Genomic DNA, 19,196 nt, shown 5'->3' with positions numbered 1-19,196 from the left:
ACTGTATAATGAATAAGATCACAATGACACTCCAGGTAGACCACCTGATCCTGGAGGCTTTAAAAGAAGATATTTCAAGTGAAGACGTTACCACCAATTCCGTTATGAAAGAGGCGGTTCCGGGAGAAGTAGATCTGATCTGCAAAGAGGACGGAATCATTGCCGGACTGGAAATTTTCAGCCGTGTATTTACACTTCTGGATGCTGACACAAAAGTAGAATTATTCTGCAAGGATGGCGACGAAGTAAAAAAAGGCCAGAAGATGGGAAAAGTTACCGGTGATATCCGTGTACTTCTCTCCGGTGAGCGTGTAGCCCTCAATTATCTTCAGAGAATGAGCGGAATTGCAACTTATACCCATTCCGTTGCATCCCTTCTTGAAGGAACCGGCATCACCCTTCTGGATACAAGAAAAACCACACCGAACATGCGTATTTTTGAAAAATATGCAGTACGTGTAGGCGGCGGCCAGAACCACAGATATAATCTTTCTGACGGAGTCCTTCTGAAAGACAACCACATCGGAGCAGCAGGAAGCGTTGCGAAAGCTGTAAAAATGGCACAGGAGTATGCTCCTTTTGTCCGTAAGATCGAAGTGGAAGTAGAGAGCCTTGCCCAGGTAAAAGAGGCAGTTGAAGCAGGCGCAGATATCATCATGCTTGATAATATGACTCCGGAAATGATGAAAGAAGCCGTACAGCTGATCGACGGAAGAGCCAAAACCGAGTGTTCCGGAAATGTTACAAAAGAAAATATTGCAAAGATCAGGGATGTTGGTGTAGACTATGTATCAAGTGGTGCATTAACACATTCTGCACCGATCCTTGATATTTCCCTGAAGAACCTTCATCCGCTTTTCTGAAGATCACGGAATTTTACAGAATACCGAGTGCTGTGACAGAAATACCCGGAACATCAGAAAAACAGAAGTACGTATTGTGCCGAACACAGAAACATAATTGACAGTATCTGAAACGGGTGGGGGATATCGCAGGAATGAGGAAAACAGATATCAGGACCAAAAGTACAGGCACAGCCAGGAAAGGGGAAGCTTAAATGACTGGTTCAGAACGCAGGACAGCGATCATGGATCAAATTAAAAACAGTGACCGGCCGGTCTCGGGAAGCGCTCTGGCCAAAACATTTCAGGTCAGTAGACAGGTGATCGTGCAGGATATTGCACTGATACGTGCAGAGGGGAATAATGTGATCTCCACCAACCGGGGATATATCCTCAACGCCCCGCATACAGTGAGCCGGATCTTTAAGGTGCATCATACAGATGCGGATCTGGAGAATGAACTCTGCGGAATTGTGGATCTTGGCGGAAAAGTGATCAACGTAATGGTCAATCACAGAGTTTACGGACACATCGAGGCAGAACTGAATATCGGCTCCAGGCGCCAGGTGGAGAATTTTATGGAGGACATTCGAAACGGTAAGTCCAGTCCTCTGAAGAATATTACATCGGATTACCATTACCATAAAGTAGAGGCAGAATCAGAAGAAATTCTGGATATGATCCAGGATATGCTGAAAAGACGAGGCTTTCTGATCGAAGCAGAATAATAGAAATCGGATACAAAAAGAAAAGATGTACAGAATAGGGAAATTCTGTTAGAATAAGAAAAGTGAAATGAAAGATAAGAGAAGGAATCCTGTGTGAACAGGGTTCCTTCTTGCACCCTGTAAAAAATGCACAGGTGGGGGAAAACAGGCTGCAAATATGGGACGAGAAAGAACAGCAGCCGGATATGTATGGAGGGGAAATGGATTCTCAGAGTTTATTTACATTTATTCTGGAAATGGCGGGAACGATTGCATTCGCTGCTTCCGGAGCAATGGTAGGAGCACAGAGAGGAATGGATATTTTCGGGATCTGTGTTCTGGGCGTGGTGACAGCCGTGGGAGGTGGAGCGACCAGAGATATCATTCTGGGAATCGTGCCGCCGGGAATGTTTCAGAATCCCATATATACCATTGTGGCAACTGTGACATCCTGTATTGTGTTCGCCATAATGTACTGGAAACAGGAACTGCTGGAAGGAGAGAACCGGCTGGTCTATGATAAGATAATGCTGGTGATGGACTCTGTGGGCCTGGGTGTGTTTACAGTTATGGGAGTGGATAAAGGGATCACGGAAGGATATATGGGAAGGACGTTTTTTCTTGTATTCCTTGGAACGGTTACAGGCGTTGGCGGCGGACTGATCCGTGATATGATGGCAGGCGTGCCGCCGTATATTTTTGTGCGCCATATCTATGCCTGCGCTTCCATTGTAGGTGCCATTGTATACGTGTGGATATACCGGTTGTGGGGCAGCGTTCCTGCCATGGTGATCGGAACTGTGGTGGTGATACTGATCCGGTATCTGGCAGCCCATTACCGGTGGAACTTGCCGAGGCTTCGGAGAGAATAAGAGTAGTAATACAGGAAAAGATCCGGAACATTTGAAAGATAATGTTCCGGATCTTTTCTGGCTTTCATTTGGTTTATATTGCGTAGAAAGATTTTATATGTTTTTCTTATAAAAAGATCATGCGTCTGTATCCTGCAGAGCCAGGAAGCCTTCCTCGCCGGTACGGATCTTGACAACGTTTTCGATGTCGTAAACGAAGACTTTACCATCACCGATCTGGCCGGTATGAAGAACTGCTTTTGCAGTGTCAATAACTTTCTGAACCGGTACAAGGCTTACAACGATCTCGATCTTAACCTTCGGGCGGAGGTTCATGTCTACTTCAACACCACGATAGTAGGTTGGAGCACCTTTCTGAACACCACATCCCATAACGTTTGTAATTGTGATACCAGTTACCCCGATCTCGTTCATGGCCTGCATAAATTCGTCCAGCTTGTTCTGACGTGTGATGATAACAACTTTTGTCAGTTTGTGTACGCCGTCAGCAGGAATCTCAGGAACAGATTCAGCAGGAGCGGAAGGTGCGTGTTTGATAACCGGATCTTTTACGGAAGTTCCCATTGGAGCAGGAGCTTTTGTCATGGTATCCTGTACAAAGAATCCGTCGTATGCACTTGCAAGACCGTGCTCTTTCATATCCAGACCTGCGATCTCTTCCTCAGCGGAAACACGAAGGCCGATGGTGTGTTTGATCACCTGGAAGATAATTGTCATTGTAACAGCTACCCATGCGATGGTGATTGCCATACCGATGAACTGAACACCGAAGCCGTGGAAACCGCCGCCTGTGAGAAGTCCTTTCCATTCTGTACCTGCACCGTCGGAGAAAAGTCCTACAGCCAGTGTTCCGAAAGCACCGTTGAGGCCGTGTACACCAACAGCACCAACTGGATCATCAATTTTGAGAACTTTGTCAATAAACTCAATACCAAATACTACGATAAATCCGGAAATGATTCCGATGATAGCTGCAGAGGTAGGAGATACGGTATCACAGCCTGCTGTGATGGCTACCAGTCCTGCAAGGGAACCATTGAGGGACATGGAGACATCTGGTTTTTTGTAACGAATCCATGTGATCAGCATAACGGTTACCGTTGCAACAGCAGCGGCAAGGTTTGTTGTTACGAAGATCTTGCCTGCGCTTACGATGGCATCCCCTTCCATGCTGACGGTAGATGCACCGTTGAAACCGAACCAGCAGAACCAGAGGATAAATACACCAAGGGCACCTACGGTAAGGTTATGTCCGGGAATCGCTCTGGATTTACCGGATTTGGAATATTTTCCGATACGGGGTCCAAGGATGATGGCGCCAATAAGTGCTGCAACACCACCGACCATATGAACGGCACAGGAACCTGCGAAATCATGAAATCCCATCTGACTGATAAATCCGCCGCCCCAGATCCAGTGACCGGATACCGGATAAACAACGAGACTGATCAGAAGACTGTAGATACAGTAGGAGATGAACTTGGTACGTTCTGCCATGGCACCGGAGACGATGGTAGCAGAGGTAGCACAGAATACAGTCTGGAAGATGAGAAATGCCCAGAAAGGAACGCCATCCGGAAGCATTGCATTTCCATAGTTTGCCTCTGAGGCGACTCCTCCGATCTTACCGAAGAACCCGTTTCCTGCACCGAACATGATACCGAAACCAACCAGCCAGAAGACCGGGGTACCGATACAGAAGTCCATCAGGTTTTTCATAATGATGTTACCTGCGTTTTTTGCTCTTGTGAATCCTGTTTCGACCATTGCGAATCCGGCCTGCATGAAGAAGACCAGTGCCGCACCGACGAGGACCCAGATTGTGTTTACTGAAGAATACATAGTAACACTCCCTTTCCCAATTTTTTTCTTCCTATTATATAAGGCATATACAGGAAGGATTTTTACAATACCGGATCATAAAACAGACAGAATTTATCCAGTATCAGTATAACGAAAAAGCGCGGGAGAGAGGAAATTCCCTTCCGCGCCTTTACGAAACAAAATTAATATATGTAAAACAGGGGATATCTGTATCGTGTGATTAATGGATGAGGAAATCGATAATGAATTATGAAGTAGAGTTCATAAGGGATATCCCCTGTATTTACCGTATGAAATTGTTTATCTGATCAAGTATCAGATGGAGAATAACAGCTCGTCGTATGTCGGATATGGAAGTAACTCATCCGGGATCAGAGCTTCTGCCTCATCTGCAGATTTTCTTAAAGTATCCATGTCTTCAAGAACAGTTTCCTGATAAGCTTTTGCGCAGGCAAGTACATCGTCGGAAGCGGCGAGAGCTTTTGCTGTGTCAGCTTTTAGTGTCTCCAGATCTTTAGTCATGGTGTCAGCAAGTGTGCTCAATTTGGAGATCAGAGCAGCTTCGCTTGCTACAGAAACATCAGCTACTACGGATTTCTTTACAGCAGCAGTGTCGGCAAGTTTTTCAACATATGTAAATACGGAAGGAATCACCTGTTTCTGGATTATCTCAGCAAGAGTGTTGGACTCGATGTTGATGGTCTTGTAGTAGTTCTCAAGCCAGATCTCATAACGGGAGAACAGTTCTTCCTTTGTAAAGATGCCGTGTTTTGTGAACAGCGCGATGTTTTTCTCATCAACGAAGTGAGGAAGAGCATCCGGAGTTGTCTTCAGGTTGTAGAGACCGCGTTTTTCAGCTTCTTCAACCCACTCGTCTGTATAACCGTTGCCGTTGAAGATGATACGTTTGTGATCCTCGATGGTTTTCTTGAGAAGTGCATGTACTGCGCTTTCCATTTCTTCTTCCGGAACATCTTTAAGAGCTGCGCTGAACTCGGAGAGAACTTCTGCAACGGCAGTGTTCAGTACGATGTTCGGGTTTGCAACGGATGCTGCGGAACCAAGCATACGGAATTCGAATTTGTTTCCGGTGAATGCAAACGGTGAAGTACGGTTTCTGTCGGTGGTATCTTTTGTGAAGTGTGGAAGTACTTTTGCACCGATATCCATCTGTACGGCATGTTTGTTGTTAAAGAAGGTATCATTCTCAATGGATTTGAGGATATCTGTCAGCTCATCTCCAAGGAAGATGGATACGATTGCTGGCGGTGCCTCGTTTGCTCCAAGACGGTGATCGTTTCCTGCACTTGCAACAGATACACGGAGAAGATCCGCATAATCGTCAACGGCTTTGATAACAGCTACCAGGAATACCAGGAACTGTGTATTCTCTGCCGGTGTTTTTCCAGGATCAAGAAGGTTTACACCTGTGTCTGTGCTCATGGACCAGTTGTTGTGTTTACCGCTTCCGTTGATTCCCTCAAATGGTTTCTCATGAAGGAGGCAAACCATGTTGTGCTTGTCGGCAACTTTTTTCATGATCTCCATGGTCAGCTGGTTGTGGTCAACTGCAACGTTTGTGGTATCAAATACAGGAGCCAGCTCATGCTGTGCAGGAGCAACTTCGTTATGTTTTGTTTTTGCCGGAATACCAAGTTTCCAGAGCTCTTCGTCAAGATCATGCATGTAAGCGGCAACACGTGGCTTCAGGGCTCCGAAGTAATGATCTTCCATTTCCTGTCCTTTTGGTGCGGAAGCTCCCAGAAGAGTACGTCCGCAGAAGATCAGGTCTTTTCTCTTCTTGTAGAGATCTTTGTTAACCAGGAAATATTCCTGCTCAGGTCCTACAGTTGTGTCAATGTGACGGACATCTTTGTTTCCAAGGATGTGAAGGATACGAACCGCTTCTTTATTAAGAACATCCATGGAACGGAGAAGAGGAGTTTTCTTATCCAGTGCCTCTCCGCTGTAGGAGCAGAAAGCCGTTGGGATGTAAAGGGTTTTATCTTTGATGAATGCCGGTGAAGTAGGATCCCATGCTGTATATCCTCTTGCTTCGAAAGTGGCACGAAGTCCGCCTGACGGGAAGCTGGATGCGTCCGGCTCACCTTTTACCAGTTCTTTACCGGAGAAATCCATGATCACCTGTCCGTCTCCTGTTGGGGAGATGAAACTGTCATGCTTCTCGGCTGTTACGTTTGTCATCGGCTGGAACCAGTGTGTGTAATGGGTTGCACCGTTTTCAGTAGCCCATTCTTTCATTGCAACTGCTACGGAATTTGCAACATCCAGTTCCAGATGAGTTCCGTTTTCAATTGTTTTCTTTAATGCTTTGTACATGTCCTTTGGCAGTTTGCTGCGCATCACTTTGTCGTTGAATACAAGGCTGCCATACATTTCCGGGATACTCTGTGCCATATAGGTACACTCCTTTCGATTTCACTCATTCATTATAATTTTTAATTATCTTATAAGGACCGCTGCCGGAAGATCCGGGTATAAAACGGACCGGAAAAACAAAAAAAGCGCTTCAGATACTTGTCGTATCCAAAGCGCCTTTGCTTTATGTGATGCAGTATACACCAAAATAAAATAATGTCAAGAGCTTTTTTGAAAAAATCTAAAAAATCGACCGGAAAGAGTGGAGTGTCGGAAAATGGGCAGGGTTGACAAATCTTGTCCTTTTATTATAATCTGATATCATAGTTATGCGGTCGAAAAGTCAGTAATTTGGAAAAGCTTTTTGGCCAACAACCAAGATGCACAATATGGAAAAACAGATGGAGGGAAATATGTCAGGAGTAAAGGAAGAATGTGGCGTATTCGGGATTTATGATCTGGATGGAGGAAATATTGCACCATCTATTTATTATGGTCTTACCTCGCTGCAGCACAGGGGACAGGAGTCCTGCGGAATGGCCGTTTCAAGGACGGACGGAGAGAGAGGAAACGTACAGTTTCATAAAGATCTCGGACTGGTAAGCGAAGTTTTACGAAAAGATGTTGTACATAATATGAATGGTGATATCGGAATCGGACATGTTCGCTATTCCACCACCGGAGAGTCTGTTGCGGAGAATGCACAGCCGCTGGTACTTTCTTATATCAAGGGAAGTCTGGCGCTTGCACATAATGGAAACCTGGTCAATACAGAAGCCCTGAAATGGGAACTGATCCAGACCGGAGCAATCTTCCATACAACTACCGACTCTGAGGTTATCGCGTTCCATATCGCAAGGGAGCGCGTGCATTCTGCCACTGTAGAAGAAGCCGTACATAAAACCGTAGAGAAGATCCACGGAGGATATGCTCTTGTGATCATGAGCCCACGGAAACTGATCGGTGCCCGTGACCCTTACGGACTGAAACCCCTCTGTCTTGGAAAAAGAGACAATGCCTATGTTCTGGCATCCGAGAGCTGTGCACTTACATCTGTAGGCGCAGAATTTATCCGTGATATTGAGCCTGGTGAGATCGTCACCATCACCAAAGATGGTCTGAAATCCAGCAAACTGGACGTTCAGAAAAAGCATGCCCATTGTGTCTTTGAATATATCTATTTCGCCAGACTGGACAGTACCATGGATGGAGTAAAGATCTATGATGCAAGGATCCGCGGGGGAAAATCCCTCGCAAAATCCTATCCGGTAGAAGCAGATCTGGTAACCGGTGTACCGGAATCCGGACTTCCGGCAGCCAAAGGTTATTCTGAGGAATCTGGAATTCCATTTGGTTTTGCGTTCTATAAGAACAGTTACATTGGAAGAACCTTTATCAAACCGACCCAGCAGGAGCGAGAGTCCAGTGTTCATCTGAAGCTGAGTGTTCTGGAATCTGTAGTAAAGGGAAAGAGGATTGTTCTGGTAGATGACTCTATTGTTCGTGGAACTACCATTGCAAACCTGATTCATATGCTGAAAGAGGCCGGAGCAAAAGAAGTTCATGTACGTATCAGCTCCCCGCCATTTTTACATCCCTGTTATTTTGGCACCGATGTGCCGTCCAATGACCAGCTCATTGCTGCTCAGCACAGCACGGAGGAGATCCGTAAGATGATCGGAGCAGACTCCCTGGGTTATATGCAGATTGATTATCTGGAGGGCATGGCAGGCGGACTTCCGCTTTGCAAAGCATGTTTTGACGGCAATTATCCGATGGAGATACCGAAAGAAATCAAACAGGATTAAATGATTATGTGGAATTAATCTCACAGTAAATGCTGGTAACTTTGAAATTTGAAATATGAAAAATAGACAATAAACAAGCGTAAAACCCGAATTTTGTTATATAAAATTCGGGTTTTTATAGGATAACCTTTAAAAATGATAAAAAACATCAACTTGACAAATTCGACAACATGAGACATAATGTGGGACAACCAGATGAGAAGTGACGAAAGCGTACGATAGAGATCTGACGTCACCAGTTTGCCGGCCTTTTTAAGACCGAGAAAAGAGAGGATGAAATTTATGTCTCAGAAAATCAGGTTAAATGCAACAGAAGATGTGAAAGAGTTTGTACAGGCTGCAAGCAAATGCGACTTTGATGTAGATATTTCATATAACAGAGTTATTATTGATGCGAAATCTATTCTTGGGATCCTCAGCATGGATTTGACCAGGGTTCTTACTGTAACCTGTCATGGAGAGGATCACGAGTTCAACCGTTTTCTTCAGAAGTTTGCGGTAGCATGACAGCAGGGAAATACAGAAGCAGATAAAGTGTAAAAGACATAAAAAGAAAAGACAGACGTGACTGCAGAGCGAGGACATCCTAGGGTAATCCTCGGCAGACGTCTGTTTTTTGTATTTATATTACTCTTTGTATCTATATCACCATATCATAGGAAGAAATTCATCAGCCTACATAGGAAAAACGGTTATTGACAAATAAAAAAAAATAGTTTATAGTAAACCATATTTTATATGAAAGATAACTGACAAAGGCGTCAGGAACGGATACCAGAGGGGCATTCTCACCTCTGAACACCGTTCCCGGCGCCTTTTCTTTTGCAGCACAACATGGAGGAGGAAATCAAAGATGGCAGTAAAGTATGTTTTTGTAACAGGCGGAGTTGTTTCCGGACTGGGAAAAGGAATTACCGCAGCGTCCCTGGGACGCCTTCTGAAAGCAAGAGGGTATCAGGTGACCATGCAGAAGTTTGATCCTTACATTAATATTGACCCGGGAACTATGAACCCCATTCAGCATGGAGAGGTTTTTGTAACCGATGACGGTACAGAGACAGACCTTGACCTTGGACATTATGAGCGTTTCATTGATGAAAGCCTTGACAAGAATTCCAATGTGACAACCGGTAAGATTTACTGGTCTGTTCTTCAGAAAGAGCGTCACGGTGATTTTGGCGGAGGTACTGTACAGGTAATCCCGCATATCACCAACGAGATCAAGAGCCGTTTTTACAGAGCAAAAACAGCGGATGAGGACAGAATTGCCATCATCGAGGTAGGCGGTACAGTTGGTGATATTGAGAGTCAGCCGTTCCTGGAATCCATCCGTCAGTTCCAGCATGATGTGGGACATGACAATGCCATTCTTATTCATGTTACCCTGATCCCGTACCTTCGTGCTTCCGGAGAGATGAAGACCAAACCGACCCAGGCCAGCGTAAAAGAACTCCAGGGAATGGGAATCCAGCCGGATGTTCTGGTATGCAGAAGCGAGTATCCTCTGACTGATGATATCCGTGGAAAGATCGCCCTGTTCTGTAACGTACCGGTAAGCCACGTACTTCAGAACCTGGATGTAGAATATTTATATGAAGCTCCTCTTGCAATGGAAAGAGAAAAACTGGCAGATGTAGTACTGCAGAGCTTAAGACTTGAGAACCGTAAACCGGATCTTACAGACTGGGAGAATATGGTAGAAAATCTCCGCCACCCGGACAAAACCGTGAAGATCGCCATGGTTGGTAAATACACACAGCTTCATGATGCATATTTAAGTGTTGTGGAAGCCCTGAAACATGGTGGAATCTCCTGCCGCGCAAAAGTTGATATCGTATGGGTAGACTCTGAAGAGCTCAACGAGAAAAACCTGGATCAGACCCTTCATTCCGTAGATGGAATCCTGGTCCCTGGAGGATTCGGAAACCGTGGTACCGAAGGAATGATCCTTGCGGCACAGTATGCGAGAGTTCATAAGATTCCGTACCTTGGCATCTGCCTTGGAATGCAGATGGCTATTGTAGAATTTGCCCGCCACGTACTTGGATATGAAGATGCCAACAGCATTGAGCTGGCACCGGAGACCACGCATCCGGTCATTGCTCTGATGCCGGATCAGGAAGATGTGGAAGACCTTGGCGGAACCCTTCGTCTTGGAAGCTATCCGTGTGTGCTGGCCGAAGGCTCCAAATCCTATGAGCTTTTTGGAAAGAAAGAGATCCAGGAGCGTCACAGACATCGTTATGAGGTAAACAATGCATTCCGTAAAGAATTAAGTGAAAAAGGAATGTCCATCGTAGGAACTTCCCCGGATGCACATATCGTTGAGATGATCGAAATTGCCGGACATCCGTTCTTTGTAGGAACACAGGGACATCCGGAATTCAAGTCCAGACCGAACCATGCACATCCGCTGTTCCGTGGATTTGTGCAGGCGGCAGTTGACAAAAAGACGGCAGAAGAAGCTGCAATGAAAGGATGAGAAAAATGAGAGAAGTAGGAAATCAGCAGCAGGGCCTCTACCGCCCTGAATTCGAACATGATAACTGCGGTATCGGAGCCGTTGTTAATATAAAAGGAAAGAAAACACATGATACTGTTGCAAATGCTCTTAAGATCGTAGAGAATCTGGAGCATCGTGCAGGTAAAGATGCAGAAGGAAAAACCGGCGATGGCGTCGGTATCCTTCTCCAGATCTCCCATAAATTCTTCAAAAAAGTCTGTAAGAAAGAGGGCTTTGAGATCGGCGGCGAGAGAGAATATGGTGTAGCCCAGCTCTTTTTTCCACAGCATGAGATCAAACGTGCCCAGGCAAAGAAGATGTTCGAGATCATCGTGGAAAAAGAAGGCCTGGAGCTTCTTGGATGGCGTACAGTGCCGGTATTCCCGGAGGTTCTTGGACATAAGGCAAGAGAGTGTATGCCATGCATCATGCAGGCATTCATCAAGAAACCGGAAGATGTGGAAAAAGGCCTTGCCTTTGACCGTATGCTCTACATTGCCCGCCGTGAGTTTGAACAGAGTAATGACAATACTTACGTAGTTTCCATGAGCAGCCGTACCATTGTATACAAAGGTATGTTCCTGGTTGGACAGCTTCGTACATTCTTCGGAGATCTTCAGAGTCAGGATTATGAATCTGCCATTGCAGTGGTGCATTCCCGTTTCAGTACCAACACAAATCCAAGCTGGGAGAGAGCACATCCGAACCGTTTCATCGTACATAACGGTGAGATCAACACTATTCGCGGTAACGCAGATAAAATGCTTGCCCGCGAGGAAAACATGGATTCTCCGTATCTGAAAGACGAACTCCACAAAGTTCTCCCTGTAGTCAACCGTAATGGTTCTGACTCTGCGATGCTTGACAATACCCTGGAGTTCCTGGTTATGAGTGGAATGGATCTTCCTCTTGCAGTGATGATCACCATTCCGGAGCCGTGGGCAAACAATGATACCATTTCCCAGGAAAAACGTGATTTTTATCAGTATTATGCAACCATGATGGAGCCGTGGGACGGACCTGCATCCATCCTGTTCTCGGATGGTGATGTGATGGGAGCGGTTCTCGACCGTAACGGTCTCCGTCCATCCAGATATTATATTACTTCTGACGGATATATGATCCTTTCTTCCGAGGTTGGTGTTCTTCCGGTAGACGAGGAGAAGATCGTATTAAAAGAGCGTCTCCATCCTGGAAAAATGCTCCTGGTTGATACCGTTCAGGGCCGTGTCATCGATGATAATGAGCTGAAAGAGAAATATGCAAAGAAACAGCCATATGGAGAGTGGCTGGACAGCAACCTGGTACAGCTCCGTGATATCAAGATCCCGAACCAGAGAGTGATCGAGTACACGCCGGAGGAAAGAGCACGTCTGCAGAAAGCTTTTGGATATACCTATGAGCAGTATCGTACTTCCATTCGCAACATGGCATTAAATGGTTCAGAAAGCATCGGAGCTATGGGCCATGATACCCCGCTTGCAGTATTTTCCAAACAGCATTATCCACTGTTCGACTACTTCAAACAGCTGTTTGCACAGGTAACAAACCCGCCGATCGATGCCATCCGTGAGGAGATCGTTACTTCCACAAGCGTATACGTAGGAAAAGACGGAAACCTTCTTGTTCAGAATCCGGAGAACTGCCAGGTTCTTAAAATCAACAACCCGATCCTGACAAACACCGATATGCTGAAGATCAAGAACATGAAAAAGGAAGGCTTCAAGGTTGTGACCATTTCTACTTTGTATTATAAGAGTACAAAACTGGAACGTGCCATTGACCGCCTGTTCGTAGAGGTTGATAAGGCTTTCCGTGAGGGCGCAAATATCCTGGTCCTTTCTGACCGTGGCGTAGATGAGAACCATATGCCGATCCCGTCTCTTCTTGCTGTTTCCGCAGTGCATCAGCACCTTGTAAAAACAAAGAAGAGTACATCCCTTGCGCTGATCCTGGAGTCCGGTGAACCGAGAGAAGTACATCATTTCGCAACACTTCTTGGTTATGGCGCAAGTGCTGTCAATCCATACCTGGCACTGGATACCATCCATGAACTCATCGATACCCATATGTTGGACAAAGATTACTATGCAGCGGTTGATGATTACAATCATGCGGTTATCAGCGGTATCGTAAAGATCGCTTCCAAGATGGGCATTTCCACCATCCAGTCCTATCAGGGATCTCAGATCTTTGAGGCAATCGGAATTTCCCAGGATGTGATCGACCGCTACTTTACAGGAACAGTAAGCCGTGTAGGCGGAATCACACTGGAAGATATCGAGGATAACGTAGAAAAACTCCACTCTGAGGCATTTGACCCGCTGGGACTTGCCACAGACCTTACTTTAGACAGCGTAGGTGCTCACAAGATGAGAAGTCAGGGCGAGGAGCACAGATACAATCCACGTACTATCCATCTTCTTCAGCAGTCCACAAAACAGGGCAGCTATGAGATGTTCAAAGAATATACAAAACTGGTAGACGAAGAAGGTCATGGGAACTTAAGAGGACTTCTGGACTTCAAGTTTGCAAAAGAGCCTCTTCCCATCGACCAGGTTGAGAGTGTTGACGACATTGTAAAACGATTTAAGACAGGTGCCATGTCCTACGGTTCCATTTCCCAGGAAGCACATGAGACACTGGCCATCGCCATGAACCATCTCCATGGAAAATCCAATACCGGTGAGGGTGGCGAAAGTGATGAGCGTCTGGATTCCGCGGGAACAGACAATGACCGCTGCTCTGCGATCAAACAGGTAGCCAGCGGACGTTTCGGTGTTACCAGCCGTTACCTGGTATCTGCAAGAGAGATCCAGATCAAGATGGCACAGGGTGCAAAGCCTGGTGAAGGCGGACATCTTCCAGCAAAGAAGGTTTATCCGTGGATTGCAAAAACCCGTCATTCCACACCGGGAGTCAGCCTGATCTCTCCGCCGCCACACCACGATATCTACTCCATCGAGGATCTGGCAGAGCTGATCTATGACCTGAAAAATGCAAACAAGTATGCAGATATTTCCGTAAAACTGGTTTCCGAGGCTGGTGTTGGTACGGTCGCTGCCGGTGTTGCAAAAGCCGGAGCACAGACCGTTCTGATCTCCGGATACGACGGAGGTACCGGAGCGGCACCGAGAAGCTCCATCCACAATGCAGGACTTCCGTGGGAGCTGGGACTTGCAGAGACACATCAGACACTGATCATGAACGGACTTCGTAACCGTGTACGTATCGAGACAGACGGTAAGCTGATGAGCGGCCGTGACGTTGCTATCGCAGCACTTCTCGGTGCAGAGGAATTCGGTTTTGCAACTGCTCCCCTTGTAACCATGGGCTGCGTGATGATGAGAGTCTGCAATCTGGATACCTGCCCGGTTGGTGTGGCTACCCAGAATCCGGAACTTCGTAAGAGATTCCGCGGAAAACCGGAGTATGTGGAGAACTTCATGAGATTTATCGCACAGGAACTGAGAGAGTACATGGCACGTCTTGGCGTTGCAACCATCGACGAGATGGTAGGCCGTACAGATCTTCTTACCGTTTCTGACAGCGTACAGGAGCCACACAAGGGCAAAGTTGACTTAAGTGCGATCCTGAATAACCCATATGCAGGAAAAGGCAAAGTTACTTTTGATCCGAAAGCGGTATACAACTTCAACCTTGAGAAAACTCTGGATGAAAAAGTCCTGGTTAAGAAATGTGCGCCGGCGATCCAGAAAGGTGAGAAAGTTTCTGTAGATGTAAATGTTACCAACACAGACCGTGCATTCGGTACCATCCTTGGATCTGAGATCACGAGAAACCATAAAGAGGGCCTTCCGGAAGATACCGTAACTGTAAACTGTACAGGTGCAGGCGGACAGAGCTTCGGTGCATTTATCCCGAAAGGACTGACACTGAAACTTACCGGCGACAGCAATGACTACTTCGGAAAAGGACTTTCCGGTGGCAAGCTGATCGTTAAAGTACCGGAGAAGGCCGGATACAAGGCAGAGGATAACATCATCGTCGGAAACGTGGCTCTCTATGGCGCAACCAGCGGAACTGCATTTATCAACGGTGTTGCAGGTGAGCGTTTTGCAGTTCGTAACTCCGGTGCAGTGGCAGTAGTTGAGGGTGTTGGTGAGCATGGATGCGAGTACATGACCGGTGGCCGTGTGGTAGTTCTCGGAAAAACCGGAAAGAACTTCGCGGCAGGTATGAGCGGCGGTATCGCTTATGTTCTTGATGTGGACAACGTTCTTTACAAGAATCTTAACAAAGCAATGATCTCCATTGAAAAAGTGGATAATAAATATGATAAAAAAGAGCTTCGTGATCTCATCGAGGCTCATGTGGAAGCAACAGGCTCCGAGATCGGTAAGAAGGTGCTGGCTGATTTTGATTCCTATCTGCCTCACTTCAAAAAACTCATTCCGGATGAGTACAAGAGAATGATCACATTAAGTGCAAAGCTGGAAGAAAAAGGTCTGACCAGCCAGCAGGCACAGATGGAAGCATTCTATGAGAGCATCGGCGTGAAACATTAAGGAGGATGAGGAAATGGGAAAGCCAACTGGATTTTTAGATTATGAAAGAGAAACGGCAAAAGTTCTGCCGCCAAAAGAACGTATTCAGAATTTCAACGAATTTCGTATTCCGTTAAATAAAGAAAAACAGAAACTTCAGGGAGCACGCTGCATGGCCTGCGGCGTTCCCTTCTGCCAGGCAGGTATGATGATCGGCGGAATGGCTTCCGGCTGCCCGCTTCACAACCTGGTTCCTGAGACAAACGATCTTGTATACACAGGAAACTGGAAACAGGCATTTCTTCGTCTGAACAAGACCCACAGTTTTCCGGAGTTTACTTCAAGAGTATGCCCGGCACTCTGTGAAGCTGCCTGTACCTGCAACCTGAACGGAGATCCGGTCAGCACAAAGGAAAATGAGAAAGCCATTATCGAGACTGCCTATGCAGAAGGCTGGGTAAAACCACAGATCCCGCCTGTCCGCACAGGAAAGACAATCGCAGTCATCGGAAGCGGCCCTTCCGGACTGGCAGCAGCACAGCAGCTGAACCGCCGTGGTCACAGCGTAACCGTATTTGAAAGAAACGACCGTATCGGAGGACTTCTCCGCTATGGTATCCCGAATATGAAACTGGAGAAAAAAGTCATCGACCGCAGACTGAAACTGATGGAAGAGGAAGGCGTGAAGTTTGTCACCAACATCAACGTTGGTGTGGACATTACCGCGGAGCAGCTTCTGAAAGATTATGACCGTGTCCTTCTCTGCTGCGGAGCTTCCCATCCGAGAGATATCAAGGTTCCAGGAAGAGATGCAAAAGGAATCTACTTTGCAGTGGATTTCCTGAAACAGGTAACAAAAAGCCTTCTGGATACCGATTTTGCAAAATTCCCATATGAGCTTGCAAAAGGCAAACATGTTCTGGTCATCGGCGGTGGTGATACCGGAAATGACTGTGTGGGAACTTCCATCCGTCTTGGTGCAAAATCCGTAACACAGCTTGAGATGATGCCAAAGCCTCCGGTAACAAGAACACCGTCCAACCCGTGGCCGGAGTGGCCGAAGGTTTTGAAAACCGATTACGGCCAGGAAGAGGCTATTGCAGTATTTGGTCATGACCCGCGAATCTATCAGACAACCGTTACCGAATTTATCAAAGATAAAAAAGGAAATGTCTGCAAGGCAAAGATTGTCAAACTGAAAAGCGTAAAAGACGAAAAGACCGGAAGATTCAACATGGTTCCTATCGAGGGCAGCGAGGAAGTGATTCCTGCAGATGTGGTACTGATTGCAGCAGGTTTCCTCGGAAGCGAGAAATATGTAACCGATGCTTTCCATGTAGCACTGACACCAAGAACCAACGTGGAGACAAAACCGGAGCAGTACGCAACAAGCGTAGACCGTGTATTCACAGCAGGCGATATGCACCGTGGACAGTCACTTGTCGTATGGGCGATCCACGAGGGACGTGAGGCTGCGAAGGCAGTGGATGAATCTCTGATGAGTTATTCATATTTACAGTAAAAAAGTTAAAAATACCAGGGGCAAAGTTCTTTTTGCCCCTAATTTCCTTTAAAAAAAAGTTGACAAAGAATTGACCGATTGCTATAATTACGTCCATGAACAAGGGTGTTCTTCAGGAGCGAAAGCTCTCTGAAGTGCACCCTTTTTCTATTTTTTAGGGTAATTATTTTGTGTGATGAGGAAATAAAGGAGAGAATACTATGGGGAATTATACCAGAGAAGAGATTCTTGCAATGGCAGAGGAGGAAGACGTAGAGTTCATCCGCCTCCAGTTTACAGATATGTTTGGAACTCTGAAAAATATTGCGATCACAGCAAGAGAGCTTCCAAGAGCCCTGGATAACCAGTGCGTTGTATACGGCTCTCATATTGCGGGCATTGTGGGAGAGAAGGAGCCGGATCTGATCCTGTATCCGGATTACGATACTTTTTCAATTCTCCCATGGCGTCCTCAGCAGGGAAAGGTTGCAAGACTGATCTGTGATATGCGCCGTGCAGACGGATCTGAGCATGAGATGAGCTCCAGATACATTCTGAAAAAAACAGCGCAGGCAGCAGAAGAGGCAGGATACACCTGCTATGTTGACCCGGAATGCGAGTTTTTCCTGTTTCATATTGATGACAACGGAATGCCTACAACGGTTTCTCACGAAAAAGCCGGATACCTGGATGTAAGTCCGGTGGACCTGGGTGAAAATGCAAGACGTGACATGGTACTGACTCTTGAGGATATGGGATTTGAGGTGGAATCCTCTCATCATGAGACGGCACCTGCACAGCATGAGATCGCCCTTCATTACGGGGAAGCACGTGAGATGGCAGACGCAGTTATGACCTTTAAGATGGCAGTAAGGACCGTAGCCAAACGCCATGGACTTCATGCAACCTTTATGCCGAAGCCAAGACGGGAAGTAAACGGCTCAGCCATGCATATCCATTTTTCGCTGTTTAAAAATGGAAGAAATATTTTTGTGGATCCGGATGATCCGTCCAAATTAAGTAATGAGGCATGCTATTTTATCGGAGGTCTTCTGGCACACAGCCGGGAGATGGCACTTATCACAAATCCGCTGGTAAACTCTTACAAGCGCCTTGTGCCTGGATTCGATGCACCGACAGAACTGACCTGGACGAGAAACAACCAGAATTCACTGGTAAGGATCCCGAGAGTCAATGGTAATGATACCAGAATCGAGCTTCGAAGCCCGGATGCTGCATCCAACCCATACCTTGTTTTTGCGGTATGCCTGGCAGCGGGCCTGGATGGAATCCAGAAGAAGATCTATCCGACAAAAGCTTCTGACCGTTCTCTTTCCGAGTCGGACCAGAAGGAACAGGGTATCGAGAATTTACCGGAGAACTTACGGGAAGCGATCACACTGTTTGAGGAAAGTGACTGGATGAAAGAGATCCTTGGAGAAGATTTCTGCAAACAGTACGCGCAGGCCAAAAGAAAAGAATGGCTGCGTTATTCCCAGGAGATTTCCGACTGGGAGATCGAGGAGTATCTGTATCGAATCTGATGATTGAGGCATAATGGGACGAAAGAGAGTGGCGGCTTATGAACACGAGTATCGTGATTGCATTACCGAAAATAGAAGATGCAAAAAAGATCCGCACAGTCCTTAACCGATATGGATTCACGGTGGCGGCGGTATGCAATTCGGGTGCAAATGCCCTTGCCAGTATCTCGGAACTTGATGGCGGCGTCCTGCTTTGCGGCTATCATCTTCAGGATATGTATTACCGTGATCTTCTGGACTATATGCCGGATTATTTTGAAATGCTGCTTATGGCTTCGCAGGGAGTGATCAGTGAAGCACCACCTTCTGTTTTGTGTGTGGGAATGCCTCTGAAAGCCGGAGATCTGGTAAATACAGTAAGCATGATCCTTTCCCAGATCGAAAGGCGCTGGAAAAAAGATAAGAAAAAACCGAAGCAGCGTTCATGGAAAGAGCAGAATTATATTTCAAATGCAAAGATGCTTTTAATGGAAAGAAATCATCTGAGTGAGGAGGATGCATACCGTTATATTCAGAAATGCAGTATGGATTCCGGAACCAATATGGTGGAGACAGCCCAGATGGTTCTGATGCTTTTATATGATTCTGTATAAAAGAAAAATATAAAAGAAAAATACACCAGAAAAAGCAGAATTTGACAGAAAAAAGTGGCAGAGCGGGTTCGTAAGACCCGCTTATCAAAATACAGGCGCAAAGAAAAAAGGCTGA

General features: G+C 46.2%; 12 protein-coding genes. 10 read left to right on the top strand and 2 right to left on the bottom strand.

From position 1 onward, the window contains the following. Positions 1–8 precede the first annotated feature (8 nt). The 3 genes from nadC to AC04Q6_RS16310 all read left to right on the top strand — a co-directional run bounded on the left by nadC (position 9) and on the right by AC04Q6_RS16310 (position 2,421). Positions 9–863, top strand: a complete 855-nt coding sequence (nadC, locus tag AC04Q6_RS16320) for a carboxylating nicotinate-nucleotide diphosphorylase (RefSeq protein WP_021976263.1) — start codon at positions 9–11, stop codon at positions 861–863. A 194-nt stretch (positions 864–1,057) separates the two neighbouring features. Further along, a complete protein-coding gene (locus AC04Q6_RS16315; RefSeq protein WP_118062624.1) occupies positions 1,058–1,570 on the top strand; it encodes a transcription repressor NadR in 513 nt (170 codons plus the stop codon). Positions 1,571–1,770: 200 nt separating this feature from the next. Continuing rightward, on the top strand, positions 1,771–2,421 hold the full coding sequence (locus AC04Q6_RS16310; RefSeq protein ID WP_021976261.1) for a trimeric intracellular cation channel family protein: 651 nt from the start codon (positions 1,771–1,773) through the stop codon (positions 2,419–2,421). A 117-nt stretch (positions 2,422–2,538) separates the two neighbouring features. On the opposite strand, the gene AC04Q6_RS16305 is transcribed toward AC04Q6_RS16310, so the two are convergent. Next, positions 2,539–4,263 carry an ammonium transporter gene (locus AC04Q6_RS16305; protein ID WP_118071127.1) on the bottom strand — a complete coding sequence of 575 codons (1,725 nt, stop codon included), beginning with the start codon at positions 4,261–4,263 and terminating at the stop codon, positions 2,539–2,541. Between the two features lie 297 nt (positions 4,264–4,560). Next, positions 4,561–6,663: a glutamine synthetase III family protein gene (locus AC04Q6_RS16300; protein ID WP_118071128.1), complete on the bottom strand. Its 2,103-nt coding sequence runs from the start codon at positions 6,661–6,663 to the stop codon at positions 4,561–4,563. Positions 6,664–7,037: 374 nt separating this feature from the next. Between AC04Q6_RS16300 and purF the strand changes: the two genes are divergently transcribed. The 7 genes from purF to AC04Q6_RS16265 all read left to right on the top strand — a co-directional run bounded on the left by purF (position 7,038) and on the right by AC04Q6_RS16265 (position 19,081). Continuing rightward, on the top strand, positions 7,038–8,432 hold the full coding sequence (purF, locus tag AC04Q6_RS16295) for an amidophosphoribosyltransferase (protein WP_118071168.1): 1,395 nt from the start codon (positions 7,038–7,040) through the stop codon (positions 8,430–8,432). 282 nt (positions 8,433–8,714) lie between these two features. Further along, entirely contained in the window at positions 8,715–8,939 is a 225-nt protein-coding gene (locus AC04Q6_RS16290) for an HPr family phosphocarrier protein (RefSeq protein WP_118071129.1), read from the top strand. A gap of 346 nt (positions 8,940–9,285) precedes the next feature. Continuing rightward, the gene (locus AC04Q6_RS16285) at positions 9,286–10,914 is read left to right on the top strand and encodes a CTP synthase (protein WP_021977863.1); all 1,629 of its coding nucleotides are present in this window, start codon (positions 9,286–9,288) and stop codon (positions 10,912–10,914) included. After that, positions 10,911–15,464 (top strand): glutamate synthase large subunit, encoded by a 4,554-nt coding sequence (gene gltB, locus AC04Q6_RS16280; protein ID WP_118062618.1) that lies wholly within the window; start codon positions 10,911–10,913, stop codon positions 15,462–15,464. Before AC04Q6_RS16285 ends, gltB begins: the two co-directional genes overlap by 4 nt. Before the next feature lie 13 nt (positions 15,465–15,477). Next, positions 15,478–16,965: a glutamate synthase subunit beta gene (locus AC04Q6_RS16275; RefSeq protein WP_118062617.1), complete on the top strand. Its 1,488-nt coding sequence runs from the start codon at positions 15,478–15,480 to the stop codon at positions 16,963–16,965. 200 nt (positions 16,966–17,165) lie between these two features. After that, positions 17,166–18,488 (top strand): type I glutamate--ammonia ligase, encoded by a 1,323-nt coding sequence (glnA, locus tag AC04Q6_RS16270; protein WP_118062616.1) that lies wholly within the window; start codon positions 17,166–17,168, stop codon positions 18,486–18,488. Between the two features lie 38 nt (positions 18,489–18,526). Next, positions 18,527–19,081, top strand: coding sequence for an ANTAR domain-containing response regulator (locus AC04Q6_RS16265; RefSeq protein WP_021977859.1), 555 nt, complete (start codon positions 18,527–18,529; stop codon positions 19,079–19,081). The last annotated feature ends 115 nt before the right edge of the window (positions 19,082–19,196 follow it).

It is taken from the genome of Blautia sp. HA9023 (assembly GCF_056504095.1).
This window is presented reverse-complemented; position numbering and strand designations above follow the sequence as displayed.

Bases quoted from the DNA above. Each gene is read 5' to 3' on its own strand.
- nadC (WP_021976263.1), top strand. From the start codon at position 9: ATGAATAAGATCACAATGACACTCCAGGTAGACCACCTGATCCTGGAG.
- AC04Q6_RS16315 (WP_118062624.1), top strand. From the start codon at position 1,058: ATGACTGGTTCAGAACGCAGGACAGCGATCATGGATCAAATTAAAAAC.
- AC04Q6_RS16310 (WP_021976261.1), top strand. From the start codon at position 1,771: ATGGATTCTCAGAGTTTATTTACATTTATTCTGGAAATGGCGGGAACG.
- AC04Q6_RS16305 (WP_118071127.1), bottom strand. From the start codon at position 4,263: ATGTATTCTTCAGTAAACACAATCTGGGTCCTCGTCGGTGCGGCACTG.
- AC04Q6_RS16300 (WP_118071128.1), bottom strand. From the start codon at position 6,663: ATGGCACAGAGTATCCCGGAAATGTATGGCAGCCTTGTATTCAACGAC.
- purF (WP_118071168.1), top strand. From the start codon at position 7,038: ATGTCAGGAGTAAAGGAAGAATGTGGCGTATTCGGGATTTATGATCTG.
- AC04Q6_RS16290 (WP_118071129.1), top strand. From the start codon at position 8,715: ATGTCTCAGAAAATCAGGTTAAATGCAACAGAAGATGTGAAAGAGTTT.
- AC04Q6_RS16285 (WP_021977863.1), top strand. From the start codon at position 9,286: ATGGCAGTAAAGTATGTTTTTGTAACAGGCGGAGTTGTTTCCGGACTG.
- gltB (WP_118062618.1), top strand. From the start codon at position 10,911: ATGAGAAAAATGAGAGAAGTAGGAAATCAGCAGCAGGGCCTCTACCGC.
- AC04Q6_RS16275 (WP_118062617.1), top strand. From the start codon at position 15,478: ATGGGAAAGCCAACTGGATTTTTAGATTATGAAAGAGAAACGGCAAAA.
- glnA (WP_118062616.1), top strand. From the start codon at position 17,166: ATGGGGAATTATACCAGAGAAGAGATTCTTGCAATGGCAGAGGAGGAA.
- AC04Q6_RS16265 (WP_021977859.1), top strand. From the start codon at position 18,527: ATGAACACGAGTATCGTGATTGCATTACCGAAAATAGAAGATGCAAAA.